We start from the raw sequence: 26,445 nt of genomic DNA, 5'->3' as shown, positions 1-26,445 counted from the left end.
TTACCCTTCTGATCCGACTTTTTTAGGCTCTCTACGCCGTCTTATGCTGCTTCCAATTCTTCCGGGAGGCGGTATTGTAACCGCTCGCCGTGTCTCCACTGGGATTCGAAAAATTGATCGACGGCAATCAGTTGTTCTTCGGTGGATTCCAGCAGGTTCATTTTCTGGCGGAATTCCTCGCCGCCCTGCAGGTCGCGCACATACCAGCCGATGTGCTTGCGCGCCGTGCGCACGCCCAGATAGTCGCCATAGAAAGCATAGTGCGCGCGCAGGTGCTCATCCATCAGGGCGCGCACTTCGTCCACATACGGCGCCGGCAGATGGGTGCCGGTGCGCAGGTAATGGTCGATCTCGCGGAAGATCCACGGACGGCCCTGGGCGGCGCGGCCGACCATGACGGCGTCGGCGCCGGTGTAGTCGAGCACGAACCGGGCCTTTTCCGGCGAGGTGATGTCGCCATTGGCCACCACCGGAATGCCGACCGAGCGCTTGACCGCCGCGATGGTGTCGTACTCGGCGTCGCCGGTGTAGCCGTCGGCGCGGGTGCGGCCATGCAGGGTCAGCATGGCGATGCCGGCGTCCTCGGCGATGCGCGCGATGTTCAGCGCGTTTTTATGGGCACGGTCCCAGCCGGTGCGGAACTTCAGCGTGACGGGCACGTCCACCGCGCCGACAACGGCCTCGACGATCTGCCGGACCAGCACCTCGTCCTGCAGCAGGGCCGAACCGCACCAGGCGTTGCACACCTTCTTGACCGGGCAACCCATGTTGATGTCGATGATCTGGGCGCCGCGCTCGACGTTGAAGCGGGCGCAATCGGCCAGGTCCTGCGGATCGGCGCCGGCGATCTGCACCGCCTTTGGTTCCATCTCGCCGGTGTGATCGGTGCGGCGCGAGCTTTTTTCGGTCGCCCACAAGCGCGGATTCGAGGCCGCCATCTCGGACACCGCATAGCCGGCTCCGAGCTGTTTGCACAGCTGGCGGAACGGGCGGTCGGTGACGCCGGCCATGGGGGCGACGAAAACGTTGTTGCGCAGTAAATGAGGGCCGATTTGCACTGGCGATACCTGAACGTGATGAAGGAACCCTCTATTTTAACCGAAGGGGTGCTCAATTAATAAGCACTATTTTTTATGTGGACGACACCTGTGCAGTCTTGACATCACACGATGTCGTCCATCGCGGCCAGGCTCAGGTGATCTACTTCGCCCCAGCTGGTGAGCGCCAACTTACCGTCCGACCACGTGAAACGGTTGATGCTGGCGTTCTTGACCTGGAAGTCGCGCGGGCTGTCGAGCGACATGCCGACCGCCTCGCGGTAGGCGCACTCCAGCACGCCGCCGTGGGCGACGATGGCGATGGTGCGGCCCGGGTGGCGCCGCGCCCAATCGGCGATGCCGCCGGTGGCGCGCTGGTAGAACTGGCGGAAGCTTTCCGCCTCGCGCTCGCCGGATGGCATGACGGCGTCGATATCGCGCGCCTGCCACAGCGCGTACTCGGCCGGGTACTGGCGCTCGATCTCCGCGTACAGCATGCCTTCGAACACGCCGTAGCAACGCTCGCGCAACTGCTCGTCGGTCTGCACCCGCAGGCCGTCGTACTGGTCGGCCACGGCTTGCGCGGTCTGCATGGCGCGCTGCAGGTCGCTGGAGACCAGCACGTCCACCTGCTCGGCGGCCAGCGCCTGCGCCAGCGCGGCGGCCTGGCGGGAGCCCTCGTCGTTGAGCGGGATATCGGTGTGGCCCTGCAGGCGGCGCACGGCGTTCCAGGCGGTCTCGCCGTGGCGTATCAACAAAATGGTGCTGTTCTTCATGCAATCTTTTTTCTGGACCGGCGCGCCTGGGCGGCCTGGGCCGGGTTCAGCGTGTAGGTGCCGATCAATTGGGCTTCGTCGACGATGTGGCCGTGGATGGCGTTGAGCACGTCGGCGCAGGTGAAGCGCCCTTCCAGTTCCAGGCGGGGCGTGTCCAGCGCGTAGATGCGGAACATGTAATGGTGGACACACTCATCGTTAAACGGCGGACAGGGGCCATCATACCCGTAATAGTCGCCGGCCATGGCGGGGTCTGCCGCGAACCAGCCGCTGTAGTCGTTCACGCCCTGGCGCAATGCCAAGCCGTCCAGCGTGGCCGCCGGACCGGGCTTGCCGTGCGCGGTCACGCCGTCGGACAGCGCGCCCTCGGCGATCGCCTGCACGCTGACCGGGATGTCGATCAGGCTCCAGTGGAAGAAATCGCCGCGCGGCAGGCTGGCCGGCAAGGTGTGGCCGGCGCGGTTGACGTCGGTGGCGTCCTGCGGGGCGTCGCCGTCAATGCACAGCAGCACCAGCGATTCGGTGCCGGCCGGCACGTCGCGCCACGCCAGGTGGGGATTGCGGTTGGCCGACAGGCTCACCTGCCCGTCCTTGCCCAGCGCTGCGAAAGCGTTTTCCGCCGGAATCGCGCTGCCGTTGCGAAAGCTGTCGCTCGAAAGTTTCATGCTCGTCTCCAACCGCCGGTGTTATTTTGCGTTTGTCTGTAGCCAGAACGTCACCGGACCATCGTTGGTCAGCGACACTTTCATATCCGCGCCAAATTGGCCGGTCTGCACCACTTTATGCTTATGGCGCGCCTGTTCGACAAAATAATTGAACAGGCGCAGACCGTCGGCGGGCGCGGCGGCCGGCGTGAACGAGGGCCGCGTGCCGGACTTGGTGTCGGCCGCCAGCGTGAACTGCGGCACCAGCAGCAGGCCACCCTCGACGTCGGTGACGCTGCGGTTCATCTTGCCGGCGTCGTCCGCGAACACGCGGTAGCCCAGCAATTTGGCCAGCAGCGCATCGGCCTCCTTCTCCGTGTCGCCGCGCTCGGCGCACACCAGCACCATCAGGCCGGCGTCGATGGCGCCAACGGTGGCGCCGTCGACCACCACGCTGGCGCCGCTGACGCGTTGCAGCAGGCCGATCATGCCGTCAGCGTGACGCGCGCGAACTTGCGCTTGCCCACTTGCAGCACGAAGGTGCCGGCCTCGATCTTCACGGCCTTGTCGCTGACGACGGTGCCGTCGATGCGCACACCGCCCTGGTCGATCATGCGGCCAGCTTCCGACACCGACGCGCACAGGCCCGCCGATTTCAGCAGTTGCTGGATGCCGGCCGGCGCGCCCGGCAGCGTGATTTCCGCCACGTCGTCGGGAATGCCGCCCTTGGAGCGGTTGACGAAGTCGTTCAGCGCCTCTTCGGCCGCGGCCTGCGAGTGGAAGCGGGCCACGATTTCCTGCGCCAGCGCCACCTTGGCGTCGCGCGGGTTGGCGCCGCCGTCGACGGTGGCCTTGAGCGCGGCCAGGTCGGCGATCGAGCGGAACGACAGCAGCTCGAAGTATTTCCACATCATGACGTCGGAAATGCTCATGATCTTGGCGAACATGGTGTTGGCCGGCTCGGTGATGCCGATGTAGTTGTTCTTGGACTTGGACATCTTGTCGACGCCGTCCAGGCCTTCCAGCAACGGCATGGTCAGGATGCACTGCGGTTCCTGGTCGTAGTCCTTCTGCAGCTCCCGGCCAACAAGCAAGTTAAATTTCTGGTCTGTTCCACCTAGCTCAAGGTCTGCCTTCAAAGCGACCGAATCGTAGCCCTGCATCAAGGGATACAGGAACTCATGGACCGCGATCGGAGTCCCACTCTTGAAGCGTTTGCTGAAATCGTCGCGCTCCATCATGCGGGCGACCGTGTAGTGCGAGGCCAGCTTGATCAGGCCGCGCGCGCCCAGCGGATCGCACCATTCGGAGTTGTAGCGGATTTCGGTCTTGGCCGGGTCCAGCACCAGCGAGGCCTGCTTGAAATAGGTCATGGCGTTCTGCTCGACCTGCTCGCGCGTCAGCGGCGGACGGGTGGCGTTGCGGCCGGACGGATCGCCGATCATGGAGGTGAAATCGCCGATCAGGAAGATCACCTGGTGGCCCAGGTCCTGCAGCTGGCGCATCTTGTTGAGCACAACAGTGTGGCCAAGGTGCAGGTCAGGTGCGGTAGGATCCAGGCCGAGCTTGATGCGCAGCGGCACGCCGCTTTGTTCCGAGCGCGCCAGCTTTTGCGCGAACTCGCTTTCAATCAGCAACTCGTCGACACCGCGTTTGGTGATGGCGAGTGCCTCCAGGACGCTGTCGGTCAACGGCAGTACTTTAGAGGGAGCCGGCGGTGTCGAAGAAGAGGTAGTCATAATTTTTTGCGGTATTTTTGAGAAAAAGGTAGGCGGCTTCAGGAGTTTGATATAATCCTCGATCCATCAATCTTGCCGTACGAAAACGAACTTTAATAACAATTAGAAGAAATAAAACGTTCCTGAATAGTTCAAGCGGCAAATTTTAACTGATTGCATGAACCAAATACATAAATTCACAAGCTCACGCTTGTTCAGTCTGCTAGGTTCCACGCGCAAGGCGCGCATCATCAGCGCGTCTGCATTGTTTCTTGCAGTGTGTGCTTTTGGTGCAGCCGGCGTGGCGCCGCTCGCCCCGGACGCCTCCGACCTGCCGGTCAAATCGGTGCAGGAATCGGTCGCACTGCCGGACCTCAGCTCGCAGATCTCCGCGCTGGAACAGCAATCCTCCAACGAACACTTCGTCCACGAAGAAAAAATCCGCGCCGGCGACACGCTGGCCGCGCTGTTGACCCGTCTCGGCGTCGACGACGAGGCGGCCGAGAACTTTATCAAAAAAGATAAAGTGGCGAAAGGCGTGATGCAGCTCAAGACCGGCAAACGGGTCCAGGCGCAGACCGACGACGAAGGCAACCTGCAATGGCTACGCGCGGTCGTGGTGGACGGCAAGGACATTCCGGTCAAGAACATCAAGGTCACCCGCAAGGGCGACGGCTTTGTCGCGGAAGAAGAAGCGGCCAAGCTGGAGCGCCGCGTGGAAATGCATGCACGGACCATCACCTCGACGCTGTATGCGGCGACCGATTCCAGCGAGGACGGCGCCAAGCTGCCGGACACCATCGTCAAGCAGATCGTCGAGATGTTCTCGACCAGCATCGACTTCCGCGGCGACCTGAAGCGCGGCGACCATTTCAACGTGGTCTACGAGACGTTCTGGCAGGATGGCGAGTTTGTGCGAGCGGGCCGCATCCTGGCCGGCGAATTCACCAACAAGGGCACGACGTATCAGTCGGTCTGGTTCGAAGATCCACAAAGCAAACAAGGCGGCGGCTACTACAGCTTCGACGGCAAAGCCCTCAAGAAAGCCTTCCTCAAATCTCCGGTTGAATTCTCCCGTATCTCCTCTGGCTTCGCGATGCGCGTGCATCCGATTTCCGGCCAGTGGAAACAGCACAAAGGCATCGACTTCCCTGCACCCACCGGCACGCCTATCCGCGCCTCGGGGGACGGCGTGATCGATTTCGCCGGCACCCAGAACGGCTACGGCAACTTCGTCATGATCAAGCACTGGGCCAACTACACCACGGCCTACGCCCACATGAGCCGCTTTGCGCCTGGCATCAAGAAGGGCACCAAGGTCAGCCAGGGTGACGTGATCGGCTACGTCGGCACCACCGGCTGGTCGACCGGCGCGCACTTGCACTACGAATTCCGCGTCGGCGGTGAAGCCAAGGATCCAAGCACGATGAACGTGCAAGCCCAGGCGCCGCTGACGGCCGCCGAGATGTCGCGCTTCAAGACCTACGCCGCCGACATGTCGCACCGCTTCGCGCTGCTGCAGCCGGGCGGTTCCGGCGGCACCCGCGTCGCGGCGAAGTAAGCCACGCGCAGCAAGCTACACGAATTAAGCTACACCCCTACAGGCCGCCTCCGCGGCCTGTTTTTTTATCCGTGTGCGACAGCGCTGGCCGGCTCAGGCAAAATACGTTTTTCAGTTTCGGGGTGCGGCTATGTCTTTGTATATCGGTTTGATGTCCGGCACCAGCCTGGACGGCGTGGATGGCGCGCTGGCGCGCTTCACCGGCGACGCCATCGACACGCTGGCGGCCGCCTACGTGCCCTTCCCGCCCGCGCTGCGCGCCGAGCTGATGGCGCTGCAGGCCGCCGGCCACAACGAGATCGAGCGCGAGGCGCTGGCCGCCAACCAGCTGGCGCGGCACTACGCCGACTGCGTGCAGGCGCTGCTGGACGACGTCTCGCTGCAGGCGCAGGACATCCGCGCGGTGGCCGTGCATGGCCAGACCATCCGCCACCGTCCCGAGCTGGGCTTTACGCGCCAGACCAATAACCCGGCCCTGCTGGCCGAGCTGTGCGGCATCGACGTGGTCGCCGACTTCCGCAGCCGCGACGTCGCCGCCGGCGGCCAGGGCGCGCCGTTGGTGCCGGCCTTCCACCAGGCCTTGTTCGGCAAGGCCGGGCAGACACGGGTGGTGGCCAATATCGGCGGCATCTCCAACATCAGCGTGCTGGCCGACGGCCAGGTGACCGGCTTCGACACCGGACCGGGCAATGTGCTGATGGATGCGTGGATCGGCCGCCACCAGGGCAAGGAATTCGACCAGGATGGCGCCTGGGCGGCCAGCGGCAAGGAAATCCCCGGCCTGCTGGCCAATATGCTGGCCGAGCCCTACTTCGCGCTGCCGGCGCCCAAGAGCACCGGACGCGACCTGTTCCACATCAATTGGCTGGACCGGCACCTGGCGTCCTTCCCCGCCGCCGCGCCGGAAGACGTGCAACGCACGCTGACGCGGCTGACGGCGCTCACGCTGGCGCAGGCGATACAAGCCCATGGCGCCGGCGCGGACGCGGTCTACGTGTGCGGAGGCGGCGCCTACAACGGCGTGCTGATGGATGAGCTGGGCATGGCCTTGGGCACGCACGTGGTGGTGGCGTCGACCCAGGCGCTGGGCGTGGCGCCGAACCGTGTCGAGGCGATGGCCTTCGCCTGGCTGGGCTACCGCTTCACCGAGCGGCTGGCGGGCAACCTGCCGAGCGTGACGGGCGCCTCGGGCGACCGCGTGCTGGGCGCGCTCTACCCGCGCTAAAACAAAAACGGCGGCACAACCGGAGTTGTCCGCCGTTGATCGCAGCCGGCCGGGGCCGGACTACAGCAACTTACACCGAGAACGACGAGCCGCAACCGCAGGTCGACGAAGCGGTCGGGTTCTTGATGACGAATTGCGCGCCTTCCAGGTCGTCCTTGTAGTCGATTTCCGCGCCGACCAGGTACTGGTAGCTCATCGAGTCGATCAACAGCTGGACGCCGTTCTTGATCATGGTGGTGTCGTCTTCGTTGACGATTTCGTCAAACGTGAAGCCGTACTGGAAGCCGGAACAGCCGCCACCCTGCACGAACACGCGCAATTTCAGATCTGGATTGCCTTCCTCCTCGATCAGCTGGGCGACTTTTTGCGCCGCGCTGTCGGTGAAGATGATGGGCGATGGAATTACTTCTTGCGATTCGGCGACAGCATTCATTTCAGACTCCTACGTGAAAACATTTGATCCATTATAGACCGTTGGCGTAAATCATGCTCCAGAGACCGCCAAAAGCGGCTCCACGCCGGAGCTGTCGCGATGGGTCAATGTGCCCAACACCTGTGCGCCGCCGTGCATTTCCAGCACTTTATAACTGACATCCCCAATGATACGGGCGCTCGGCTGGATTTCAAGCAAATCCCCACTGAAAACACAACCTTTCACCTCGCCATTGACGACCAGGTGGTCGCAATGTATCTCGCCTTCCACACGGGCATGCTCGGCAACGACGAGATAGCTCGGATATCCTGCCTCCGCGACAACATTGCCGACCACCTCACCATCGATGCGCATGCCGCCGCGAAACAACAAGTTGCCTTGCACGCGGGTGGTGGCGCCGATCAGGCTGTCCATGGCGATCATGTGCGGCTTTCTGCTGGCAGGGTGGGCGGGAATTCCTAATCTACTATCCCCGCCCCGCCGCACTTTGATTTACGGCAGCAGCGCGATCTGCGTCAGGCCGGTGGTTTCCTCCAGGCCGAACATCAGGTTCATGCACTGCACCGCCTGGCCGGACGCGCCCTTGACCAGGTTGTCCTGCACCACCAGCACGATCACGGTGTTGCCGTTGTCCGGACGATGCAGCGCCAGGCGAAGCATGTTGGAACCGCGCGTGGAGCGGGTCTCCGGATGCGAACCGAACGGCATCACGTCGACGAACGGCGAGTCCTTGTACTGCTCTTCGAACAGCGCCTGCAGCTGTTCGTTGCTGACGTCCTTGGTCAGGCGGCCGTACAGGGTCGAGTGCATGCCGCGGATCATCGGCACCAGGTGCGGCGTGAACACCAGGCCGACCTTGTCGGCGGTGAACTTCTGCAGCTGCGCCGAGGTTTCCGGCGTGTGGCGGTGGCCGGCCACGCCGTAGGCCTTGAAGTTGTCGCTCGACTCGGAGAACAGCGTGCCGATCTCCGCCTTGCGGCCGGCGCCGGACACGCCGGATTTGCAGTCGGCGATCAGCGCGCCGGCGTCGATCAGGCCGGCTTTCAGCAGCGGGTAGTAGCCCAGCTGCATGGTGGTCGGGTAGCAGCCCGGATTGGCGACCAGGCGCGCGCCCTTGATGGCGTCGCGGTTCAGTTCAGCCAGGCCGTAGGCGGCTTCTTCCAGCAGCTCCGGGCAGGTGTGGTCGATCTTGTACCATTTTTCAAAGACAGCCTTGTCCTTGATGCGGAAATCCGCCGCCAGGTCGATCACCTTGACGCCGGCCTTGAGCAGCTCGGGCGCCTGGGCCATGGCCACGCCGTGCGGGGTGGCGAAGAACACCACGTCGCACTGGCTCAGGTCGGCCTTGTCGGGCGACGAGAAGGCGAGGTTCACGCGGCCGCGCAGCGAAGGGAACATATCGGCAACCGGCAAGCCATCTTCCTTGCGCGACGTGATAGCCGTCAGCTGCACATCAGGGTGGACTGCCAACAGTCGCAGCAATTCCACTCCGGTGTATCCGGTGCCGCCGACGATGCCAACTTTGATCATGTTCTTTCCTTGAATGAGGTAATGCGTGGAGGGGACTGCCATTTTATCAGGCATATGCGACAGCCGTATTACTGCTGCCAGATAGCAAAAAAGCCGCCCGGCACAAGGCCGGCGGCTTTTTTGAGGGCGCGCCGCAAGCAGCGCACCACAGCGTAAAAATTAACGCTTCGAGAATTGTTTTGCGCGACGTGCTTTGCGCAGACCAACTTTTTTACGTTCAACTTCACGTGCATCGCGGGTAACGAAGCCGGCGCGTGCCAGATCGCCCTTCAGCGCTGCATCGTAGTCGATCAGGGCGCGGGTGATGCCGTGACGCACAGCACCTGCCTGGCCGGACTCGCCGCCGCCGTGAACGTTGACTTTGATGTCAAAACGCTCAACGTTGCCGGTCAGTTCCAGTGGTTGACGAATAACCATCAGGCCGGTTTCGCGGGAGAAGTACTCAGCCGCTGGCTTGCCGTTAACGATGATTTGGCCAGTGCCAACTTTGATAAACACACGAGCTACTGCACTCTTGCGACGGCCGGTGCCGTAATTGTAGTTACCGATCATGTCAGTTCCTTAGATTTCGAGTGCTTTAGGTTGCTGAGCAGCGTGCGGGTGCGAACCTTCAGCGTACACTTTCAGCTTCTTGATCATTGCGTAGCCCAGTGGGCCCTTCGGCAGCATACCTTTGACGGCTTTTTCCAGAGCACGGCCTGGGAAACGCTGTTGCATTTTCAGGAAGTTGGTCTCATAGATGCCACCTGGGTAGCCCGAGTGACGGTAGTAGGTCTTCTCGGTTGCTTTGGTGCCGGTCACGCGCAGTTTGCCTGCGTTGACGATGACGATGAAATCGCCGGTGTCGACGTGAGGAGTAAATTCTGGCTTGTGTTTGCCGCGCAGTCGGAGTGCCACTTCGCTGGCAACACGTCCGAGGACTTTGTCCGTCGCGTCAATCACGAACCAATCGCGCTGGACTTCATGGCCCTTAGCGGAAAAAGTTTTCATGTTGACTTCCTAAATAATAAAACACGCTCAAATGGTGGTTCCGCCATGGCTTCAGCGGACTCGGCCTTCTTATTTACTTTCCTGAGCGAACGGAAAGCCGACAAGTATAAGCTGGAACCGCCCACCGAGTCAAGCCGCAATCCCGACGGAATCAGGCGCGGCGGCCTGGTAGCTGAAAACATTGACCACATTGAAAGTCGTGTCGGGCACGTACAGGCGGCCACGGTCGGCGTAGATGAAGTACGGCATCCAGACGCCGCCCGCGTCCGGGTATTTCTTGAACACGGAAATGCCGGACTCGTAATACAGCGTATCGTCGCCGATCCGGAACATCTTCAGCGCGCGGTTGACCAGGTCGTTGACGATCAGCCGGTCGCCGTCGATGCACACGCTGGCCGGCAGCATGAAGTTCTCGTAGTCGACATCGACATCGTCGCAATAGCCGAGATGGCCGTAGCTCCACAGGCTGTTGCCCTCGCGGTCGAACACGCGCAGGCAGTTGTTGAACTGGTCGCACACAAACAACCGGTCCTGGCCGTCGATCGCGATGTCGCAGGGCGTGAAGCCGTCGTCGTCGCGCCAGCGGAAGTTTTTGCGGAACTCCACATAGCCGGTCGGCTGGATCTGCCACATCGAGATGCGGTTGTTGAGCGAATCGGCGATGTAGATCTCGCCCTGGCTGTTGACGGCGATGCCCTGCGGCGCCTTCAACGTGCCCTCGCCGCCAATGCCCTCGCGACCGAACGGCACGCCGTAGTTAATCAGGTAGCCGGCCGGGTTGAACTGGTACATGGTCACCGTGCACAGGTTGAAGTTGGTGACGAACACAATGGGCGTGCCCGGACAGATCTGCCCCAGCGGCGGCGTGTGCGGGTAGTAGACGTCCATCGCCAGGTCGCCAGGCACGAAGAAGCCGCGCATCATATCCTGCAACTGGCGGTAGGGATCGCTCTCGGTGCTGAAGGTCTTCATGCACCAATTGCCGGAATCGATGTTCAGCGAGGCGTTCTCCATGCGCGCCAGCGGATCGAAGCCCAGCTGCGTGCGGAACTGGTCGTACCAGAACTTGTAGATGCTGGTGGTGGCCCTGGCCCAGTAGTCGATCCAGTTGCCGCCCACGGTGGCGTCGCGCGGCAGCAGGCGGCGCTCGCGCTTGAAGCCGATCACCGAGGTCATGCAGTTGAATTGCGAGGTCGAGCGCAGCCGGTTCTGGTCATCGCGCCGGTGGCCGACCGACTCGATCAGCAGCGCATCCTCCTCGCCCCGCGCGCGCGGAATGCGCACCTTGATCACGCTGGACGCGAACGGCTCGCTGATGAAATACACGTCCGGCTCGTCCTCCGCCGCGCACACCTGGTACGGGCCGACAAACACCACGTCCTCCAGCGCGCCGTAGACCAGGTCGGACAGCGAATGCACCGGCTCCAGCGTATGGTTCCACAAGGGCAGCAGCCCATTGACCACGCCGACCTGTTCGCCGTCGAGATCATAGATCGTGATGGCGTTCTCGATATGCCCCGGCACGAACACGCGGTCGCCGATCACGCACACCGAGCGCATTACGTTGAACTTGCCGATGCCGCCGGGCTTGCCATGCTGGTGCAGCATCACCGTGTCGTGCGGCGCCTGCACGCATTCGTCGACGATGGGCCAGTCGGTGCTGATCTTCAACACCTCGTAGTGGCCGGTGTTGGCGAGATAAAGATTTCCCTTCCCGTCGCTGGCCAGGCCTTGCGGCCACAGCAGTTCATGGCGGACGCCCGGCCCGGCCACGTGGCGGAACTGCGCGACAAACTCGCCCTCCAGCGTGAACTTCACGCAGCGGCTGGCCAGGTCGTCGGCCGTGTGGAAGAACTCGTCGCAGACATACAGGTAGTCGGCGCCGTCGCGCTCGCGCACCACCGTGATGCCGTTGGGATCGGACAGCGGCAGGTAGCGACTGTCGCCCTGGCCGAAGGCGTAGCTGAACCAGACCTCGTCCTCGTCGTAGGCGTAGGCCACGACTCGGCCGTGGCCCATGTCGGTGCAGTACATCAGCTGGTGCGTGGGATGGGGGCAAACATGAAATGGCATCAGCAGGCGCGGCGCCTCGGGCGTGTCGTCGCCTGGGCCTTCGATCACGTGCAGCAGCGTGGACAGGTCGGCCGAGAACACCAGCACGCGGCTGTTGCCGGTGTCGCACACCCACAACCGTCCGTAACTATCGGCATGCACGCCGACCGGCGAATTGAGTGTGAAATCGTCGGCCAGCGGCCCCGTCGGCGTCGTGCCCGGCGCCGTCAATTCGCCGTAGGAACAAAGGTACTCGATAGCATGACTCATCGCCGACTCCTTGATCTGTGTCAACAAATTATGCGATCCCGGCGCGCCCACGGCAAGGAAAAAAACCTCATGCAAGCCAGTCCGGCCGGACTCCTTTACAATACGCGCAACGATTTTTAACGGAGAAGACGATGGAATGCAAAGTCAGCTGGAATGGCCCGTCGGGCATGAGTTTCTTGGCCCAGACCGGTTCCGGCCACATGGTCAACATGGATGGCGCGCCCGAGGGTGGCGGCCACAACCTGGCGCCGCGTCCGATGGAAATGGTGTTGCTGGGCACCGGCGGCTGCACGGCTTATGACGTGGTGCTGATCCTGAAAAAGGGTCGCGCCGACATCCGCGGCTGCGAGTGCACCTTGACCGCCGAGCGCGCGGACACCGAGCCGAAAGTGTTCACCAAGATTAACTTCCACTTCACCGTTACCGGCAAGGACTTGAAGCCTGAGGCGGTGGAACGCGCGATCACGCTGTCGCACGACAAGTACTGCTCGGCGTCCATCATGCTCGGCAAGACTGCCGAGATCACGCACTCGTTCGAGATTATCGAAGCGTAAGTAGTTGTTTCAAAATGAGCGCAGCTAGGCGTGGCGCCGCAGACAGTGCGAATGCACGGCAAGGCGCCACAACGACGCTGCGGTCTTTTTGAAACGACTACTTTAGATGTAGTAGGCGGTGCTGGTCATTATCTTGCCCATCACCGCCATCACCGCCTGCACCGGGGCCGGCGTCTGCGCAGCGCCCAGCGCCTGCGCGGCGACGCCGTGTTCGATTTCATCGATCCGCATCTGCTCGACAATGGCGCGCGACTTGGCGTCCTGCGGCGGAAGCTTGTCCAGGTGGCTGGCCAGATGCGCCTCCACTTGCCGTTCCGTCTCCACCACAAAGCCCAGGCTGCGCGCATCGCCCAGCACCGCCGCCACCGTGCCCAGCGCATACGCGCCCGCATAAAACAAGGGATTGAGCACGCTGATGTGCGAATTCAACTCGCCCAGCCGCTGCGCGGTCCAGGCCAGATGGTCTTCCTCTTCCCTGCCCGCCTGCTCGAACTGCGCGCGCATCTGTTCGGTCTTGGCGAAGCGGCCCTGCGAGTTGTACAGCGCCTGCGCGCACACCTCGCCCACATGGTTCACGCGCATCAGCCCGGCGCTGTGGCGTGTTTCCGCCTCGCTCATCTGGGCATCGGCCGCGTGCAGCGCCGGCGTCGGCCGCGAAGCCGAGGCGACGCCGGTGATCACGCGCAGCGCCTTGTCGGCGCCGGCGATCAATCGGTCCAGCGGGGTGTGGTGGTAGGCGGCCATGGGCAAACTCGCATTCAAAACGAAAGCAATATTATAAAGGCCGCCGCCTCAATTTGCCTCGGCCGCCTCGCGCAACTGGCGCTGGCGTTCGATGTAGTCGGCCACCGGGCCGCGCACATCGATCTTGGAAATGTCCTTCGCCACGCTCAGGTTCAGGCCCAGCAGGAAGGGGATGTTCTCGATCGGCACTTCCGGGCAGTGCTCGGCGAACGCGCGCAGGAAACGCTTGGATTCCACCACCGGCACCACCTTCTCGCCGCTCATGTATTGCAGGATGCTGGTGATGCTGTGGCCCTTGCCGATGCTGTGGTAGATGAAGCGGTTGAACTCGCGGTCCAGCTTGTCGAAGTCCAGGGTTTCCTTGGTCATCAGGCCGGACAGGTAATACAGCCCCAGCGCCACGCGGAAGAAACCGGTGGACTCGCGCCGGTCCACGCCACAGTGGGTCACGGCCAAGATCTTTTCCTGCAGTTGAGGATGCATTTTTTGTTCTTCTCCCATATCTGACTATAGCAAGACATTTGTACAACCAGTAGCTTGCGCGTAAGATTTTTTACATGCTACTCTTGAAATTTTCTTAACAAGGACAGAACAATGATCGAGGTCAGGGGTCTCGCCAAGCGCTTCCGGATGGCCTCGCGCGGCGGCAAGCCGGCCCAGGCGCGCGATCCACGCGAGCACGACGGCTGGTTCCACGCGGTGCGCGACGTCAGCTTCCGCTGCGCGCCCGGCGAGGTGCTGGGCCTGCTCGGTCCCAACGGCGCCGGCAAGACCACCACGCTGCGCCTGCTGTCGACCGCCCTGAAACCGGACGCGGGCAGCATCCACGCCAACGGCATCGACCTGCTGAGCGATCCGCTGGCCGCGCGCCAGCACATCGGCTTCCTGTCCGGCACCACCGGCCTGTACGGCCGCCTGACCGCGCGCGAAAACGTCGAATACTTCGGCCGCCTGCACGGCATGAGCCCGCCCTACCTGAAGCGCCGCTGCGACGAGCTGTTCGAACTGCTGCAGATGACCGAATACGGCAACAAGCGCGCCGACCAGCTGTCCACCGGCATGAAGCAGAAATGCTCCATCGCCCGCACCGTGGTGCACGAGCCGCAGATCGTCATCCTCGACGAGCCGACCACCGGGCTGGACGTGATGTCGGCCAAGATCCTGCTGGACTTCATCGCCAGCTACAAGGCGCTGCACGTGCCGCTGATCTTCTCCACGCACCACCTGCACGAGGTGGAAAAGCTGTGCGACCGCGTGTGCGTCATCAACCACGGCAAGACCGCCTTCCACGGCACGGTCGACGAGCTGCGCCACCTGGGCGGCAGCGCCGACCTGTACGACGCCTTCGTCGGCGTCATCAACCGGGAGGCCTGAGCCATGTGGATCATCTACATCAAGGAATTGCTGGAGCTGGCGCGCGACCGCCGCACTTTTTTCTTCACCGTGTTCATTCCCGTGTTCGCGATGCCGCTGATCCTGACCGGCTTCGGCTACGTCTCGTCGAGCATGTTCAAGCAGGCCAGCCAGGCCGAGATGGCCTACTCGATCTTCGGCAAGGACCAGGCGCCCCACCTGGCCGAACGCTTCGCCAAGGAAAAAGGTTTCCGCGAGGTGGTGCTGGCCAGTCCTGCCGACATCAAGGCCGCCATCGGCGAGGACCGCATCAAGTTCGCGCTGGTGATCCCGGCCGGCTTCGAGGCCAACCTGGCGCAGCAGCAGCAAGGCGTGATCGCGCTGCACTACAACAGCGCCGCGACCGTGGACCTGACGCGCAAGCGCGTGATGTCGGTGATCGGCGGCCAGAACCGCCTGCTGCGCGAGCAGGCGCTGTCCGCGCTCAAGCTCAACCAGGAGCAGCTGCGCTTCGCGCTGGACCCGATCACGCTGGAGGACCATTCCACCGCCGACAAGCGCGAGCAGATGGGCGCGGTGGTGGGCGGCATGTTGCCCTACATCCTGCTGATGGTGTGCCTGCTGGCGGCGATGTATCCGGCGATCGACACCGGCGCCGGCGAGAAGGAGCGCGGCACGCTGGAAACCCTGCTGCTGGCGCCAGTCTCGCGCAGCGCGCTGGTGATGGCCAAGTTCCTGATGCTGTTCACCGTGGGCCTGACCTCGGCGCTGCTGATGATCGCCAGCATGGGCGTGCTGCTGACCTTTTTCGGCCCGGTGATCGGCAGCGACCTGGCGCAGATGGTGCGCGCCATCGGCCCGCTGGACCTGGCCATGGTGGCGCTGATGCTGGTGCCGACAGCCGCAATCTTCGCCGCCATCCTGCTGTCGATCTCGGTCTACGCCAAGAGCTACAAGGAGGCGGCCGGCCTGATCTCGCCGCTGATCCTGGTCACCGTGCTGCCGACCCTGGTGGCCCTGCTGCCCGGCGTGGAGCTGAACTGGAAGTGGGCGATGGTGCCGCTGACCAATGTCTCCCTGGCAATGAAAGAGCTGGTCAAGGGCACGATGGACTACAGCATGTTCTGGGTCATTCTGCTGTCGACCACGCTGACCGCCGGCGCCCTGCTGGCCGTGTGCCGCTGGTGGTTCAACCGCGAGCAGGTTTTGTTTAGGAATTGAATAAGTTGTCTATTCAACCAGCCTGAATTGTGCTGCCGTCTGGTACGCTGTTTTTGCACTCTGGCGCGCGGATTGCGCCGCCCATCGCAATGGCGCCCCATGTCCAGGGCAAATTCAATACAATGCCATCATGTGAAAAGTGTATGGCCGTGCAGAAACGCCGGCCAGGCACCGGCAGAATCATTCAGGAGTTAGCATGGAATTACGTATCAGCAACTTGTCCAAGACCTACGGCAATGGCGTCGTGGCGCTGGACAACATCTCGCTCACCATCCCGGCCGGGATGTTCGGCTTGCTCGGGCCCAACGGCGCCGGCAAGTCGACGCTGATGCGCACGCTGGCGACCCTGCAGGAATGCGATTCCGGTTCCGTCTTCCTGGACGACATCGATGTGCTGGACGAAAAAGACGAGGTGCGCCGCCTGCTGGGCTACCTGCCGCAGGACTTCGGCGTGTATCCGAAAGTGACCGCCTACGAGCTGCTGGACCATTTCGCCGTGCTCAAGGGCCTGTCCAACCGCGGCCGCCGGCGCGAGGTGGTGGACGGCCTGCTGCAGCAGACCAACCTGTTCGAGGTGCGCAACCAGCGCCTGGGCGGCTTTTCCGGCGGCATGCGCCAGCGCTTCGGCATCGCCCAGGCGCTGCTGGGCGACCCCAAGCTGATCATCGTCGACGAGCCGACAGCCGGCCTCGACCCGCAGGAGCGGGTGCGCTTCCACAACCTGCTGTCCGACATCGGCGACGACAAGACCGTGATCCTGTCCACCCACATCGTCAGCGACGTGGCCGACCTGTGCGCCAACATGGCCATCATCAACAAGGGCCACCTGCTGCTGTGCGGCCCGACCCAGGAACTGATCCACGAGGTCAGCGACAAGATCTGGGCCCGCTTCATCGACAAGCGCGACCTGCCGTCGTTCCAGCTGCGCCACCCGGTCATCTCGTCGCGCCTGCTGTCCGGCCGCACCCTCATCCACGTCTACAGCGAGACCGATCCCGGCGACGGCTTCGAGGAAGCCATCGGCGACCTGGAGGATGTCTACTTCGCCACCATCGCCGGCCGCCACAACGCCGCGGCCACCTGCGATTAAGGCGGCCGCATGTTCTCCATCGCCTACTTTGAAGCGCGCCAGCGCCTCAAGCTGCTGTCCACCTGGGTCTATTTCCTCGGCTTCCTGGCGCTGTCGATGCTGTGGATGGCCGCCGCCGGCGGCGTCTTCAAGGGCACCGCGGTCGCCTTCGGCAGCCAGCTGATCGATTCGCCCCGCTCGCTGATGTTCACCACCAGTGTGCTGGCCTCGCTGGGCGTGGTGGTCATGGCCGCCATGATGGGCCGCTCGGTGCAGCAGGACTTCGAATACGACATGCAGCACTTCTTCTTCAGCGCGCCGATCAAGAAGCACCAGTACATGTTCGGCCGCTTCCTCGGCGCCTATTTCACGCTGGCCATCATCTTCACCAGCATCGTGCTGGGCGTCTGGCTGGGCAGCTACATCCCCGGCATCGATCCCGAGCGCCTGGGCCAGCCGGGCCTGCTGGGCTACCTGATCCCCTACCTGATCGTCATCCTGCCCGACCTGTTCATCTTCGGCGCCGTGTTCTTCATCCTGGCCGCGCTGACGCGGCGCATGCTGCCGGTCTACATCTCCAGCGTGGTCATGCTGATCGGCTACATCGTCGCGCCAGGCCTCGCCCGCGACCTCGACTACAAGACGCTGGCCGCGCTGATCGATCCCTTCGGCACCACCGCCGTGATCCGCCTGACCGAATACTGGCCCATCTTCGAGCGCAACACCCGCATGTTCTGGCCGGAGGGCGTGTACCTGCTCAACCGCGTGCTGTGGTGCTCGTTCGCGCTGGCTGGCCTGCTGCTGGGCTACTGGCGCTTCCACTTCATCGCCACTATCGACAGCGGCTCCGGCAGCACCAGCCGCGGCGAGGGCGAGACGCCGCTGCACCTGTCGGCCCAGTCCACCAGCACGCAGGAAAAGCCCGACTTCGCCTCGCGCAGCCTGGCCTCGCTGCTGTTCAAGATGAGTTGGCTGAACCTGCGCGAAACCACCAAGAACATCTACTTCCTGGTCATCGTGCTGGCCGGCGTGCTGATGATGCTCGCCAGCGCGCTGGACATGGGTTCCATCTTCGGCACCATCACCTATCCGGTCACCTACCTGGTGCTGGAGTCGGTGTCGGAAACCTTCGCGCTGTTCATGTTCGTCATCACCACCTTCTACGCGGGCGAGCTGGTGTGGCGCGAGCGCGAGGCGCGCATGGGCCAGATGCTGGACGCGCTGCCCATCCCGAGCTGGCTGCCGATGCTGTCCAAGCTGATCGCGCTGATCGGCCTGCAAGCCATGCTGATGGTGGTGGTGATGTTGTGCGGCATGGCGATCCAGATCGTCAAAGGCTATTTCATCCTCGAGCCCGGCCTCTACCTGTACAACCTGTTCCTGTTGCAGCTGCCGGGCTACGCGCTGTCGGCCGTGCTGGCGATCGCGCTGCAGGTGCTGATCAACCAGAAATACCTGGCCTACTTCGCGATGATCGTCTACTACCTGGCCAGCATCACGCTGGGCACGGTGGGCGTCGACGACCCCATGCTCATCTACGGCACCATGCCGAGCTTTGTGTATTCCGCCATGAACGGCTACGGCCACTACCTGGCGCGCGAGCGCTGGTTCGAGCTGTACTGGGCCGGCGCGGCCTTGCTGCTGGTGGTGCTGTCGCTGCTGTTCTGGGCGCGCGGCACCAACGACGGCTGGCGCCAGCGCCTGCAACTGGCGCGCCACGCGCTGACGGTGCCGGTGCTGAGCACGGTGGCGGCCGGCTTGCTGATCTTTGTCGGCGCCGGCAGCGTGGTGTTCTACAACACCCACGTCGCCCACTGTTTCAAATCGGCCTACCAGAAGGATGCCGAGCACGCCGACTACGAACGCAAGTACAAGAAATTCGCCGTGGTGCCGCAACCGCGCATCACCGACGTCAAGCTCGACGTCGCCATCGTGCCGACCCAGCGCAGCCTGGTGGTCAAGGGCCGCTACCTGCTGGAGAACAAGACCAAGCAGCCGATCAGCGACGTGCTGATCTACCAGGACAACACCGCCACGCAATTCAAGGTACGCTTCAGCCAGGACGCGCGGCCGGGCATCCAGGACGACGACCTCGGCTTCTACAGCTACAAGCTGGCCAAGCCGCTGGCGCCGGGCGCGCAGCTGACGATGGAATTCGACGTCGGCTTCATCCCCGAGGGCATCCTGGGCATGGGCCAGGACACACCGGTGATCGGCAACGGCACCTTCTTCGACAACGGCGTGCTGCCGCACATCGGCTACCAGCAGGCGATGGAACTGAGCGACCCGCGCGACCGCCGCAAGCACAAGCTGCCGGCGCGCGAGCGCATGCTGCCGCGCGACGACCCGTCCGGCCTGGCCAACAACGCCGTCAGCAACGACGCCGACTGGATCAATCTCGACGCCACCATCAGCACCAGCGCCGACCAGATCGCCATCGCGCCGGGCACGCTGGTCAAGGAATGGAGCAAGCAGGGACGGCACTACTACCACTACAAGATGGACCAGACTATCCTGAACTACTACGCCATCCAGTCGGCGCGCTACCTGGTCAAGCGCGACTGGTGGCAGGACGTGGGCATCGAGCTCTACTACCATCCCGGCCACGAGTACAACCTCGACCGCATGGACAAGGGCATCAAGGAATCGCTGGACTACTACACGCGCAACTTCGGGCCGTACCAGCACAAGCTGGTGCGCATTGTCGAGTTCCCGCGCTACGCCACGTTCGCGCAATCGTTCCCGACCACGATCCCGTATTCGGAAGCGTTCGGCTTCATCGCCAAGGTCAACGACCGGAATCCCAAGGACATCGACTACCCGTTCTACGTCACCGCGCATGAAGTGGCGCACCAATGGTGGGGCCATCAGCTGGTGGGCGGCAACACGCGCGGCAGCACGGTGCTGAGCGAGACGCTGGCCGAATACTCGGCGCTGATGGTGATGAAGAAGAATTACGGCGCGGACAAGATGCGCCGCTTCCTGCACTACGACCTCGACCAGTATCTGCTGGGCCGCGCGCTGGAGCGCAAGAAGGAACTGCCGCTGGCAGAGAACGAGAACCAGGCCTACATCCAGTACCGCAAGGGCAGCCTGGCGATGTACCAGCTGCAGGACATCCTGGGCGAGGCCAAGGTCAACGGCGCGCTCAAGGACGTGCTGGGGCGGTTCGGCCACGCGAACGGGCCATATCCGAGCGTGACGGTGCTGATCGACGCGCTGCGCAAGATCACGCCACCCGAGCAGGCCTACCTGATCGACGACCTGTTCAACAGCATCGTGCTGTACGAAAACCATGCGATCTCGGCCACCGCGCGCAAGCTAGTGGACGGCAAATACGAGGTCACGTTCGCGGTCAGCGCGGCCAAGGTGCGGGCCACCGACCAGGGCGCGGAAAAGGACACGCCGTTGAAAGACTGGATCGACATCGGCATCGACGACAAGGACGGCAACAGCCTGTACCGCGAGCGCAAGCTCATCGAGCGCAAGGACAATCTGTACACGGTCATCATCAACGGCCGTCCAGGCAAGGCCGGCATCGATCCCGACAACAAGCTCATCGACCGCAAGCCGGACGACAACATGATCAACGTGGAGCTGCAAACCCAATAAAACCGGTGGGGTCAAGTCTGGCATTCGGACACGAGCTCTGCCGAAACGGTGGGGTCAAGTCTGACATTCGGACACGAGCTCTGCCGTAGACGCGCGTCTACGGCAGAGCTCGTGTCCGAATGTCAGACTTGACCCCAATTTTATTAGGCGGTGACTTGCAGGGAACTGACTAGTCCAGAGTTGAAAGAATCGGCGATGACGGTGCCGGCCAGGTTGGGATTGGCTTTGAGCAGCTCCGCCCAATTGGCCGAGGCCTGCTCGGACAGCCCGCCAACCGTGCCGGCGCCGGTGTAGACGCCCGACGCGGACGGCGCCGAGGCCAAAGAGGAAAGAATGGCCTGATCCTGCGCTTGCTGCGCCGTGGCCGAGGTGTCGACATTGCTGCCCTCGGTGGGAACAGTCACCGGCTCGGTCGCGGTGCCGGCCTGCTGCAAGGTATCCAGCAAACCGGACGGCGTGTAGACCGCCGCGCCGGTCGATCCGCCCAGCGAGGCCACCACGGCCGACTCCGCCGACAGGCTGACGGCCGCCGACGACAAGCTCCCCGCCGCCGTACTGGAGACGACGGGCACATACGGCTGGTAAGCCGGACTTGCACTAACGGAGTTGAGGGCGACTGTCATGATAAGTTCAATATAGTTCCTCGCCTCAAGTGGCGCAAGCGCAAAAAAGCCGGGCGGTTTGGAGGCGCCCGGCTTGCTTGATATTTCAGCAATCAGATTTTGGCAGCGTCATGGTCGCGCTTGACCTTGTCGGCGTGGCGCTCCAGCTTCTCATCGCGGCGCGCCAGTTGCTCCTGGTGCTTGTCGGCGCTGCGATGGGCGATCACTTTCTCGTCATGCTTGATGGCCTGTTTTTCCACCTTGATGTTCTGCTGCTCGGCGCGGCGCCCTTGGTCCAGCTGCTGGGCTCCGGCCAGGTCGCCCTTCTTCACATCGACGTGCTCGGCGCGGGCCAGCGCGTTACGTTCGCCGCGCTCCGCCTTCAGCTGCTGCTCGCCTGCCGCCACCTGCGTTTGCTTGGCCGCGATCACCGCGTTGTCGCGCTTGATTTCACGGGTGTCCTGGTGGATCTCTTTGACGTCCTGGCGGATCTGAGCATTGTCGCGATGGACTTGTGCCACTGGATTGGTTTGCGCGAAGGCTGCGGCGCTGATCATGGAAAGCACGCCGGCGATCATCAGGGATTTGGTTTTCATGATTGTGTTTCCTTTTCTAGTGGTGGGCAGATCGCTGTTCATCAGCGTCTTGAGCAATTAACGCGACCGCCCCGGCGGCAGACGACCGCATTCCCGTAAGAAAAGTTACGAGTTGTATCCCGCAAGCGAGTCCGCCAGTTCGCGCTGCCAAGCGCTGGCCTTGGCGCGGTTCCACACCAACGCCACCTGCTCCACGCATTCGAAAGCGCAGTCGATCACGTGGATGCGGCGCAGCTCAGGGTCGGCCAGCGCGAAGTCCGGCAGGTAGGCCAGGGCCTCGCCGGATTTAACCAGCGCCAGCAGCAGTTGCAGATCGTCGGTCCAGTAGCGGATCTTGCGCGGCAGTTGATCATCGCGCCAGCCGTCGGAACGCGCGCCGCGCTGCACGCCACAGAACAGCGAACGCGACGGGCAGGCGAAATCATGTGCCAGCACCTGCGCCGTATCCGCCTCCAGCAACGGCGCCGGCGGCAGCGACGCCACCAGTGGATGCTGCTGCCCCGCCACCAGATGCAGGGTCACGCTGCCCAGCGGCGTGACCTGCCATTCGTCCGACCAATGCTCGCCGCGTCCCTCGATGACGTCGCCAGTGACTATGGCGGCGTTGATATCGCCGCGCAGCAACGCCGCCAGCGCCTCATCCTCGAACATCGCCTGCATCCGCAGGCTCGCTTCCGGATAGGCGCGCAGCGCCTGCGACAACATTTGGCCGTGCCGCCACAGCAGGATGGCCGGGCCGGCGACGCGGCAATCGACGGCGGCGCGTTCGCCCATCAAGTCAGCCTTGGCCTGGTCGGCCAGCGCCAGCAGGGTCTGCGCGCGCGCCAGCAACAGTTGGCCGCTGTCGTTCAGCACTAGCTGCTTGGCGCTGCGGTCGAACAGCGACTTGCCCAGGCTGTCCTCCAGCCGCTTGAGCGCCTTGGACACGGCCGACGGCGTCAAATGCAGCTCCAACGCGGCCGCGCCCAGCGACGGACGCCGGGCGGCGCTGACAAAAACGCGCAGGTCGGAAAGATTCATGATGTCCAAACAGGATACAAAAGGTGAATTTAAGTTGCTTTACTGGATACGAAGAGCATCTTACCATCTGAGCATGACTACCCTCACCCAAAAACAATGGATCTACCGCCGGCAGCCAGCCGGCCAAATCACGGCCGAGCATTACGAGCTCGTGGAACAACAACTGTCGACCGCGCTGGGCGACGGCGAAGTGCTGATCGAAGCGCGCTGGTTCAGCGTCGACCCGTACATGCGCATCGGCCAGTCCAGCAAACCGACCTACGACACCGAACCGCATCCTCTCAACACCGTGCAGCAGGGCGGCGTGGTGGCCCAGGTGCTGGCGTCGAACGCGCCCGGCTTCGCCGCCAGCGACTGGGTGCAGAGCTACGCCGGCTGGCAGACCCACGCACGCGTCCACGCCAGCGGCCTCAAGCGCATCGATCCCGAACTGGCGCCGGTGACCACCGCGCTCGGCGTGCTCGGCATGCCGGGCCGCACCGCATGGTTCGGCCTGACCGAATCGGGCAAGCCGCACGCGGGCGAGGTGGTGGTGGTGTCCGGCGCGGCGGGCGCTGTGGGATCGCTGGTGGTGCAGTTCGCCAAGCGCCACGGCGCGCGCGTGCTCGGCATCGCCGGCGGCCAGGCCAAGTGCGACTGGCTGCGCAACGAACTCGGCGCCGACTGGGCCATCGACTACAAGGCCTACGCGGACGCCGATGCGTTGGGCGCGGAAATCAAGCGGCTGACCGGCGGCGTGGACGTGTATTTCGATAACGTCGGCGGCATGGTGACGGACGCCATCATCCCGCTCATCAACCGCCGCGCGCGCATCGTCATCTGCGGCCAGATCAGCCAGTACAGCGGCGGCCTGGAGACGCCGGAACTGGGCCCACGTCTGTTGCATCACATGCTGTACCAGCGCGCCACGATCCAGGGCATGCTGGCGCGCGACTATCTGCACCGGATGGACGAGATGATACGCATCGTCGCGCCGTGGGTGAAGGCCGGCGAGATCGTGTTCGAGGAAACGGTGATCGACGGTTTCGAGCAATTGCCGGCCGCGCTGAACTCGCTATTCACCGGCGAGCATCGCGGCAAGCTGCTGGTGAAGGCATGAGGGGCACGCTGCTTGCATTGTCCCTGATCGCCGGCAGCGCGGGCGCGGCGGACGCCACGTATGGCGAGCATGGCATGGCGCTATTCGGCGGCAAGGAAGGCCTGTACGCATCGCACCTACCGATGTTCCACGCGCCGCACGACTATCAGGTGATCCTGCAAGTGCATGTGGCCGATAACGCCACCGAAGCCGCGCTGCGCAGTCGGCTCGATGGCAAGACCGCGCTGTGGACCATCGCGCCGGAGAAGTTCGAGCTGTCGCGCCTGTCGCCGGCAAGCGCCGCGCCGCTCAAGCAGTTCAAGGCCGACCTGGTGCTGGGCCATTTCGAGCAAGGCGGCAAGACGCAGTTCCCCGCCTCCACCATCGTGGTCGACAAGGTGCTGATGTACCGCCAACTGTCGTCTGCGCACAAGACCAATGCCGGCGCCAGCTACATGCAGATCGGCAGCGGCCGGCAGCGCTACCTGGTCAAGCGGATCGACAGCCGGCCGGATTTCGACCATATCGTTTCCTACACTGCAGAGAGCGGCGCGTCGACCGCGGCCATCAAGCTGAACAAGTCGTCCCTGCAAGAGCCAACCGCGCAGTCTCTGGCCGACGCGCTGCATGTGCCCGCCAGCGCGATTCGTGGTACGGTGTATTTTTACACCGACGACTTGAAGTGACATGGTTCCATCCGAATACGTAGGCTTGTGGCGCCGCCGCGGCATCTGGCGCAGCAACGGCAGCAGCGACCTGACCACGCAGGTATGGTGGCTCCAGGCCGAGCGCTACCACATCGACTTGCGCATTCCGGTAGGCCGCGCCGGCATCAACGGCTTCGCCGGCGAGACCGTGGTGGAAGGCGAGCGCTGCACTTGGCATCCCGCTATCGCCTATCCCGCCATCAGTGGCGAGCTCGACGCCGGCTGGATGCGCTTCGACGATGCCGACCACGTCCACGAAACCGGCCTCGACAACAGCTACGAAGAAGACTGGTACCGCGAGCCATCCGGCGCGATGCACGGCATGCGGCTGCAAGATCCGCACAGCGACCGGCTGGCCTATCTGCTGATCAGCGACGACTGGATGGCCTGGGCCTGCGGCAGCCCAAGCGGCGCCTGCGAAATCACCGTCTACCGCCGCCAGGATCAACAATGGTTGCCCATCGCCTCCAGCCTACCCACGCTGCCGCCTGCGGTCGTGCTCGACAAAGAGCAAGCGCTGCAATGGCAAGCAGGCGAACTGATCGAAGTCCCCATGAAGCCAGGCAAGTGGGGTCAAGTCTGACATTCGGACACGAGCTCTGCCGTAGCATCGCGCTACGGCAGAGCTCGTGTCCGAATGTCAGACTTGACCCCAACTTTATTTGGCGGCGCGGCGGCGGGCTACGCAGGCCAGGAGCGCCAGCCCGCCCAGCAGCATCGCACCGCTGGTCGGCTCAGGCACCGGCGACTTGATTTCCGCGTAGTCGATCGTCAACGCGGTGTTGTGGATGCTTGCCGCCGCCTGCGATGTCGGTCCCCATTTCCCGTCCGCGCTCTGAACAACGTAGGCCCAGACCCAGCCATTCAGCGCAACATCGAACGAGTTGCCATAGTTGACCGCGCCAAACTCCGAGCGGAAGGTGTAGCCGCCATCAAGGGATTTGTCGCTCAGCAGGACGCGGTTGCCGCCCTCCGCGCCGGTGACGTTCCAGCGCAGGTCCAGGCTGTTGTCGGCAAAGCCCGGTTGCTCGCCCGGCTGCCAATACGAGTGGTGCATCCCGCTCGCCACGCCCGAGAACATCAGGTTGTTGATCTTGTAGCCGTCGTGGACATCGATGTGGAAGACGCTGTAATGGTAGGCGCTGGCCTCGTTCTCCAGCGTGCCGTTCGGCCCGGCGTACGCGTTGCCGAGTTGTCGGTTCAGAGTGCTCATGTCGAAGGTGGCCGAGCCGGCTGTCGTGTCCATCAGGCCGATATTCCACTGCGAGGGTTTGGAACCGTCGACATAGGAAATGCTGAACGCTGGCGTGTCGATGAAGGTGCTGGCCTGGGCGAAAGAAGCGGCCGCCATCAAGGCGCTGAAAGTCAGTTTTGGAATGATGTTCTGCATATTTTTTCTCCGTACGAACTCCGGCCGCACGGCGAATGCAGCAGCGTAACCGAAAGCTCAACCGGAGATCGTAGCGCTTGCAAATGGAATAAACAATATGATCAAACCGTCACTTTTATGCGCCATCGGCATCCAGTGACCAAATGCGAGGCAAAACCCTCTGCGCATTAACATAGCGTCGCGAGAATTGATATGCGCAGTTTGGACTGTGGCGCAAATGCCATCGTTGCGGTCAAAAAAGCCTGCCGCAGCAAAAAAACGGG

Annotated in this window: 27 protein-coding genes; 10 read left to right on the top strand and 17 right to left on the bottom strand. The window is 63.2% G+C overall.

Going from position 1 to position 26,445, the window contains the following annotated elements; all coding sequences use genetic code 11:
• Window positions 1-41 precede the first annotated feature (41 nt).
• The 5 genes from dusB to tyrS form a co-directional block, all read right to left on the bottom strand.
• Window positions 42-1,058, bottom strand: a complete 1,017-nt coding sequence (gene dusB, locus ACUJB0_RS09790) for a tRNA dihydrouridine synthase DusB (RefSeq protein ID WP_176361286.1) — start codon at window positions 1,056-1,058, stop codon at window positions 42-44.
• 104 nt (window positions 1,059-1,162) lie between these two features.
• Window positions 1,163-1,813, bottom strand: coding sequence for a histidine phosphatase family protein (locus ACUJB0_RS09785; RefSeq protein WP_444845058.1), 651 nt, complete (start codon window positions 1,811-1,813; stop codon window positions 1,163-1,165).
• Window positions 1,810-2,478, bottom strand: a complete 669-nt coding sequence (locus ACUJB0_RS09780) for a YbhB/YbcL family Raf kinase inhibitor-like protein (RefSeq protein WP_444845057.1) — start codon at window positions 2,476-2,478, stop codon at window positions 1,810-1,812. Before ACUJB0_RS09780 ends, ACUJB0_RS09785 begins: the two co-directional genes overlap by 4 nt.
• 21 nt (window positions 2,479-2,499) lie before the next feature.
• Window positions 2,500-2,946: a D-aminoacyl-tRNA deacylase gene (gene dtd / locus ACUJB0_RS09775; protein WP_444845056.1), complete on the bottom strand. Its 447-nt coding sequence runs from the start codon at window positions 2,944-2,946 to the stop codon at window positions 2,500-2,502.
• Window positions 2,943-4,196 carry a tyrosine--tRNA ligase gene (gene tyrS / locus ACUJB0_RS09770; protein ID WP_161083891.1) on the bottom strand — a complete coding sequence of 418 codons (1,254 nt, stop codon included), beginning with the start codon at window positions 4,194-4,196 and terminating at the stop codon, window positions 2,943-2,945. The genes dtd and tyrS overlap by 4 nt, the downstream gene beginning before the upstream one ends.
• A 157-nt stretch (window positions 4,197-4,353) precedes the next feature.
• On the opposite strand from tyrS, the gene ACUJB0_RS09765 reads away from it, so the two are divergent.
• Window positions 4,354-5,736 (top strand): M23 family metallopeptidase, encoded by a 1,383-nt coding sequence (locus ACUJB0_RS09765; RefSeq protein ID WP_444845055.1) that lies wholly within the window; start codon window positions 4,354-4,356, stop codon window positions 5,734-5,736.
• 130 nt (window positions 5,737-5,866) lie between these two features.
• Entirely contained in the window at window positions 5,867-6,961 is a 1,095-nt protein-coding gene (locus ACUJB0_RS09760; protein ID WP_444845054.1) for an anhydro-N-acetylmuramic acid kinase, read from the top strand.
• A 70-nt stretch (window positions 6,962-7,031) separates the two neighbouring features.
• Here ACUJB0_RS09760 and erpA read toward each other — a convergent pair whose 3' ends face one another.
• The 6 genes from erpA to ACUJB0_RS09730 form a co-directional block, all read right to left on the bottom strand.
• The gene (erpA, locus tag ACUJB0_RS09755; RefSeq protein WP_117012885.1) at window positions 7,032-7,394 is read right to left on the bottom strand and encodes an iron-sulfur cluster insertion protein ErpA; all 363 of its coding nucleotides are present in this window, start codon (window positions 7,392-7,394) and stop codon (window positions 7,032-7,034) included.
• Between the two features lie 51 nt (window positions 7,395-7,445).
• Complete coding sequence (locus ACUJB0_RS09750) at window positions 7,446-7,817, bottom strand: bactofilin family protein (RefSeq protein WP_161083894.1); 372 nt, start codon at window positions 7,815-7,817, stop codon at window positions 7,446-7,448.
• 69 nt (window positions 7,818-7,886) lie between these two features.
• Window positions 7,887-8,924: an N-acetyl-gamma-glutamyl-phosphate reductase gene (argC, locus tag ACUJB0_RS09745; RefSeq protein ID WP_161083895.1), complete on the bottom strand. Its 1,038-nt coding sequence runs from the start codon at window positions 8,922-8,924 to the stop codon at window positions 7,887-7,889.
• 159 nt (window positions 8,925-9,083) lie between these two features.
• Window positions 9,084-9,476, bottom strand: a complete 393-nt coding sequence (rpsI, locus tag ACUJB0_RS09740; protein WP_008445137.1) for a 30S ribosomal protein S9 — start codon at window positions 9,474-9,476, stop codon at window positions 9,084-9,086.
• Between the two features lie 9 nt (window positions 9,477-9,485).
• A complete protein-coding gene (gene rplM, locus ACUJB0_RS09735; protein WP_008445136.1) occupies window positions 9,486-9,914 on the bottom strand; it encodes a 50S ribosomal protein L13 in 429 nt (142 codons plus the stop codon).
• A gap of 129 nt (window positions 9,915-10,043) precedes the next feature.
• Entirely contained in the window at window positions 10,044-12,236 is a 2,193-nt protein-coding gene (locus ACUJB0_RS09730) for an NHL repeat-containing protein (RefSeq protein WP_444845053.1), read from the bottom strand.
• A gap of 131 nt (window positions 12,237-12,367) precedes the next feature.
• On the opposite strand from ACUJB0_RS09730, the gene ACUJB0_RS09725 reads away from it, so the two are divergent.
• Entirely contained in the window at window positions 12,368-12,790 is a 423-nt protein-coding gene (locus tag ACUJB0_RS09725; protein WP_161083897.1) for an OsmC family protein, read from the top strand.
• A 102-nt stretch (window positions 12,791-12,892) separates the two neighbouring features.
• Here the strand turns inward: ACUJB0_RS09725 and coq7 are convergent, their stop codons facing one another.
• Window positions 12,893-13,534 carry a 2-polyprenyl-3-methyl-6-methoxy-1,4-benzoquinone monooxygenase gene (gene coq7, locus ACUJB0_RS09720; protein ID WP_444845052.1) on the bottom strand — a complete coding sequence of 214 codons (642 nt, stop codon included), beginning with the start codon at window positions 13,532-13,534 and terminating at the stop codon, window positions 12,893-12,895.
• Window positions 13,535-13,582: 48 nt separating this feature from the next.
• On the bottom strand, window positions 13,583-14,017 hold the full coding sequence (locus ACUJB0_RS09715) for a hypothetical protein (RefSeq protein ID WP_444845051.1): 435 nt from the start codon (window positions 14,015-14,017) through the stop codon (window positions 13,583-13,585).
• Between the two features lie 111 nt (window positions 14,018-14,128).
• On the opposite strand from ACUJB0_RS09715, the gene ACUJB0_RS09710 reads away from it, so the two are divergent.
• The 4 genes from ACUJB0_RS09710 to ACUJB0_RS09695 all read left to right on the top strand — a co-directional run bounded on the left by ACUJB0_RS09710 (window position 14,129) and on the right by ACUJB0_RS09695 (window position 20,789).
• Window positions 14,129-14,908, top strand: a complete 780-nt coding sequence (locus ACUJB0_RS09710; RefSeq protein WP_444845050.1) for an ABC transporter ATP-binding protein — start codon at window positions 14,129-14,131, stop codon at window positions 14,906-14,908.
• 3 nt (window positions 14,909-14,911) lie between these two features.
• Complete coding sequence (locus ACUJB0_RS09705) at window positions 14,912-16,108, top strand: ABC transporter permease (RefSeq protein WP_444845049.1); 1,197 nt, start codon at window positions 14,912-14,914, stop codon at window positions 16,106-16,108.
• Window positions 16,109-16,304: 196 nt separating this feature from the next.
• The gene (locus tag ACUJB0_RS09700; RefSeq protein WP_444845048.1) at window positions 16,305-17,198 is read left to right on the top strand and encodes an ABC transporter ATP-binding protein; all 894 of its coding nucleotides are present in this window, start codon (window positions 16,305-16,307) and stop codon (window positions 17,196-17,198) included.
• Window positions 17,199-17,207: 9 nt separating this feature from the next.
• A complete protein-coding gene (locus ACUJB0_RS09695) occupies window positions 17,208-20,789 on the top strand; it encodes an ABC transporter permease/M1 family aminopeptidase (RefSeq protein ID WP_444845047.1) in 3,582 nt (1,193 codons plus the stop codon).
• Window positions 20,790-20,932: 143 nt separating this feature from the next.
• Here ACUJB0_RS09695 and ACUJB0_RS09690 read toward each other — a convergent pair whose 3' ends face one another.
• The 3 genes from ACUJB0_RS09690 to ACUJB0_RS09680 form a co-directional block, all read right to left on the bottom strand.
• Window positions 20,933-21,412, bottom strand: coding sequence for a hypothetical protein (locus ACUJB0_RS09690; protein WP_444845046.1), 480 nt, complete (start codon window positions 21,410-21,412; stop codon window positions 20,933-20,935).
• Window positions 21,413-21,504: 92 nt separating this feature from the next.
• Window positions 21,505-21,987, bottom strand: a complete 483-nt coding sequence (locus tag ACUJB0_RS09685) for a hypothetical protein (RefSeq protein ID WP_444845045.1) — start codon at window positions 21,985-21,987, stop codon at window positions 21,505-21,507.
• Window positions 21,988-22,092: 105 nt separating this feature from the next.
• Window positions 22,093-23,007, bottom strand: coding sequence for a LysR family transcriptional regulator (locus ACUJB0_RS09680; protein ID WP_444845044.1), 915 nt, complete (start codon window positions 23,005-23,007; stop codon window positions 22,093-22,095).
• Window positions 23,008-23,080: 73 nt separating this feature from the next.
• On the opposite strand from ACUJB0_RS09680, the gene ACUJB0_RS09675 reads away from it, so the two are divergent.
• Genes ACUJB0_RS09675 through ACUJB0_RS09665 form a run of 3 tightly spaced genes read left to right on the top strand, consistent with a single transcriptional unit; the run spans window position 23,081 to window position 25,375 of the window.
• Window positions 23,081-24,106 (top strand): NADP-dependent oxidoreductase, encoded by a 1,026-nt coding sequence (locus tag ACUJB0_RS09675; protein ID WP_444845043.1) that lies wholly within the window; start codon window positions 23,081-23,083, stop codon window positions 24,104-24,106.
• Window positions 24,103-24,771 carry a hypothetical protein gene (locus ACUJB0_RS09670; RefSeq protein WP_444845042.1) on the top strand — a complete coding sequence of 223 codons (669 nt, stop codon included), beginning with the start codon at window positions 24,103-24,105 and terminating at the stop codon, window positions 24,769-24,771. The genes ACUJB0_RS09675 and ACUJB0_RS09670 overlap by 4 nt, the downstream gene beginning before the upstream one ends.
• Before the next feature lies 1 nt (window position 24,772).
• Window positions 24,773-25,375, top strand: coding sequence for a hypothetical protein (locus tag ACUJB0_RS09665; RefSeq protein ID WP_444845041.1), 603 nt, complete (start codon window positions 24,773-24,775; stop codon window positions 25,373-25,375).
• A gap of 75 nt (window positions 25,376-25,450) precedes the next feature.
• Here ACUJB0_RS09665 and ACUJB0_RS09660 read toward each other — a convergent pair whose 3' ends face one another.
• Entirely contained in the window at window positions 25,451-26,182 is a 732-nt protein-coding gene (locus ACUJB0_RS09660; RefSeq protein ID WP_444845040.1) for a PEP-CTERM sorting domain-containing protein, read from the bottom strand.
• Between the last annotated feature and the right edge of the window lie 263 nt (window positions 26,183-26,445).

The sequence above is a fragment of the Duganella caerulea genome (assembly GCF_040362985.1).
Classification (GTDB): Bacteria; Pseudomonadota; Gammaproteobacteria; order Burkholderiales; family Burkholderiaceae_D; genus Rugamonas; species Rugamonas vulcania.
The sequence above is the reverse complement of the archived record's forward strand: the minus strand, read 5'-3'. Positions and strand labels throughout refer to the sequence as shown.

Excerpts from the sequence above, each read along its gene's own strand:
- ACUJB0_RS09785 (WP_444845058.1), bottom strand. The coding sequence starts at position 1,813 with ATGAAGAACAGCACCATTTTGTTGATACGCCACGGCGAGACCGCCTGG.
- ACUJB0_RS09780 (WP_444845057.1), bottom strand. The coding sequence starts at position 2,478 with ATGAAACTTTCGAGCGACAGCTTTCGCAACGGCAGCGCGATTCCGGCG.
- dtd (WP_444845056.1), bottom strand. The coding sequence starts at position 2,946 with ATGATCGGCCTGCTGCAACGCGTCAGCGGCGCCAGCGTGGTGGTCGAC.
- tyrS (WP_161083891.1), bottom strand. The coding sequence starts at position 4,196 with ATGACTACCTCTTCTTCGACACCGCCGGCTCCCTCTAAAGTACTGCCG.
- ACUJB0_RS09765 (WP_444845055.1), top strand. The coding sequence starts at position 4,354 with ATGAACCAAATACATAAATTCACAAGCTCACGCTTGTTCAGTCTGCTA.
- ACUJB0_RS09760 (WP_444845054.1), top strand. The coding sequence starts at position 5,867 with ATGTCTTTGTATATCGGTTTGATGTCCGGCACCAGCCTGGACGGCGTG.
- erpA (WP_117012885.1), bottom strand. The coding sequence starts at position 7,394 with ATGAATGCTGTCGCCGAATCGCAAGAAGTAATTCCATCGCCCATCATC.
- ACUJB0_RS09750 (WP_161083894.1), bottom strand. The coding sequence starts at position 7,817 with ATGATCGCCATGGACAGCCTGATCGGCGCCACCACCCGCGTGCAAGGC.
- argC (WP_161083895.1), bottom strand. The coding sequence starts at position 8,924 with ATGATCAAAGTTGGCATCGTCGGCGGCACCGGATACACCGGAGTGGAA.
- rpsI (WP_008445137.1), bottom strand. The coding sequence starts at position 9,476 with ATGATCGGTAACTACAATTACGGCACCGGCCGTCGCAAGAGTGCAGTA.
- rplM (WP_008445136.1), bottom strand. The coding sequence starts at position 9,914 with ATGAAAACTTTTTCCGCTAAGGGCCATGAAGTCCAGCGCGATTGGTTC.
- ACUJB0_RS09730 (WP_444845053.1), bottom strand. The coding sequence starts at position 12,236 with ATGAGTCATGCTATCGAGTACCTTTGTTCCTACGGCGAATTGACGGCG.
- ACUJB0_RS09725 (WP_161083897.1), top strand. The coding sequence starts at position 12,368 with ATGGAATGCAAAGTCAGCTGGAATGGCCCGTCGGGCATGAGTTTCTTG.
- coq7 (WP_444845052.1), bottom strand. The coding sequence starts at position 13,534 with ATGGCCGCCTACCACCACACCCCGCTGGACCGATTGATCGCCGGCGCC.
- ACUJB0_RS09715 (WP_444845051.1), bottom strand. The coding sequence starts at position 14,017 with ATGCATCCTCAACTGCAGGAAAAGATCTTGGCCGTGACCCACTGTGGC.
- ACUJB0_RS09710 (WP_444845050.1), top strand. The coding sequence starts at position 14,129 with ATGATCGAGGTCAGGGGTCTCGCCAAGCGCTTCCGGATGGCCTCGCGC.
- ACUJB0_RS09705 (WP_444845049.1), top strand. The coding sequence starts at position 14,912 with ATGTGGATCATCTACATCAAGGAATTGCTGGAGCTGGCGCGCGACCGC.
- ACUJB0_RS09700 (WP_444845048.1), top strand. The coding sequence starts at position 16,305 with ATGGAATTACGTATCAGCAACTTGTCCAAGACCTACGGCAATGGCGTC.
- ACUJB0_RS09695 (WP_444845047.1), top strand. The coding sequence starts at position 17,208 with ATGTTCTCCATCGCCTACTTTGAAGCGCGCCAGCGCCTCAAGCTGCTG.
- ACUJB0_RS09690 (WP_444845046.1), bottom strand. The coding sequence starts at position 21,412 with ATGACAGTCGCCCTCAACTCCGTTAGTGCAAGTCCGGCTTACCAGCCG.
- ACUJB0_RS09685 (WP_444845045.1), bottom strand. The coding sequence starts at position 21,987 with ATGAAAACCAAATCCCTGATGATCGCCGGCGTGCTTTCCATGATCAGC.
- ACUJB0_RS09680 (WP_444845044.1), bottom strand. The coding sequence starts at position 23,007 with ATGAATCTTTCCGACCTGCGCGTTTTTGTCAGCGCCGCCCGGCGTCCG.
- ACUJB0_RS09675 (WP_444845043.1), top strand. The coding sequence starts at position 23,081 with ATGACTACCCTCACCCAAAAACAATGGATCTACCGCCGGCAGCCAGCC.
- ACUJB0_RS09670 (WP_444845042.1), top strand. The coding sequence starts at position 24,103 with ATGAGGGGCACGCTGCTTGCATTGTCCCTGATCGCCGGCAGCGCGGGC.
- ACUJB0_RS09665 (WP_444845041.1), top strand. The coding sequence starts at position 24,773 with ATGGTTCCATCCGAATACGTAGGCTTGTGGCGCCGCCGCGGCATCTGG.
- ACUJB0_RS09660 (WP_444845040.1), bottom strand. The coding sequence starts at position 26,182 with ATGCAGAACATCATTCCAAAACTGACTTTCAGCGCCTTGATGGCGGCC.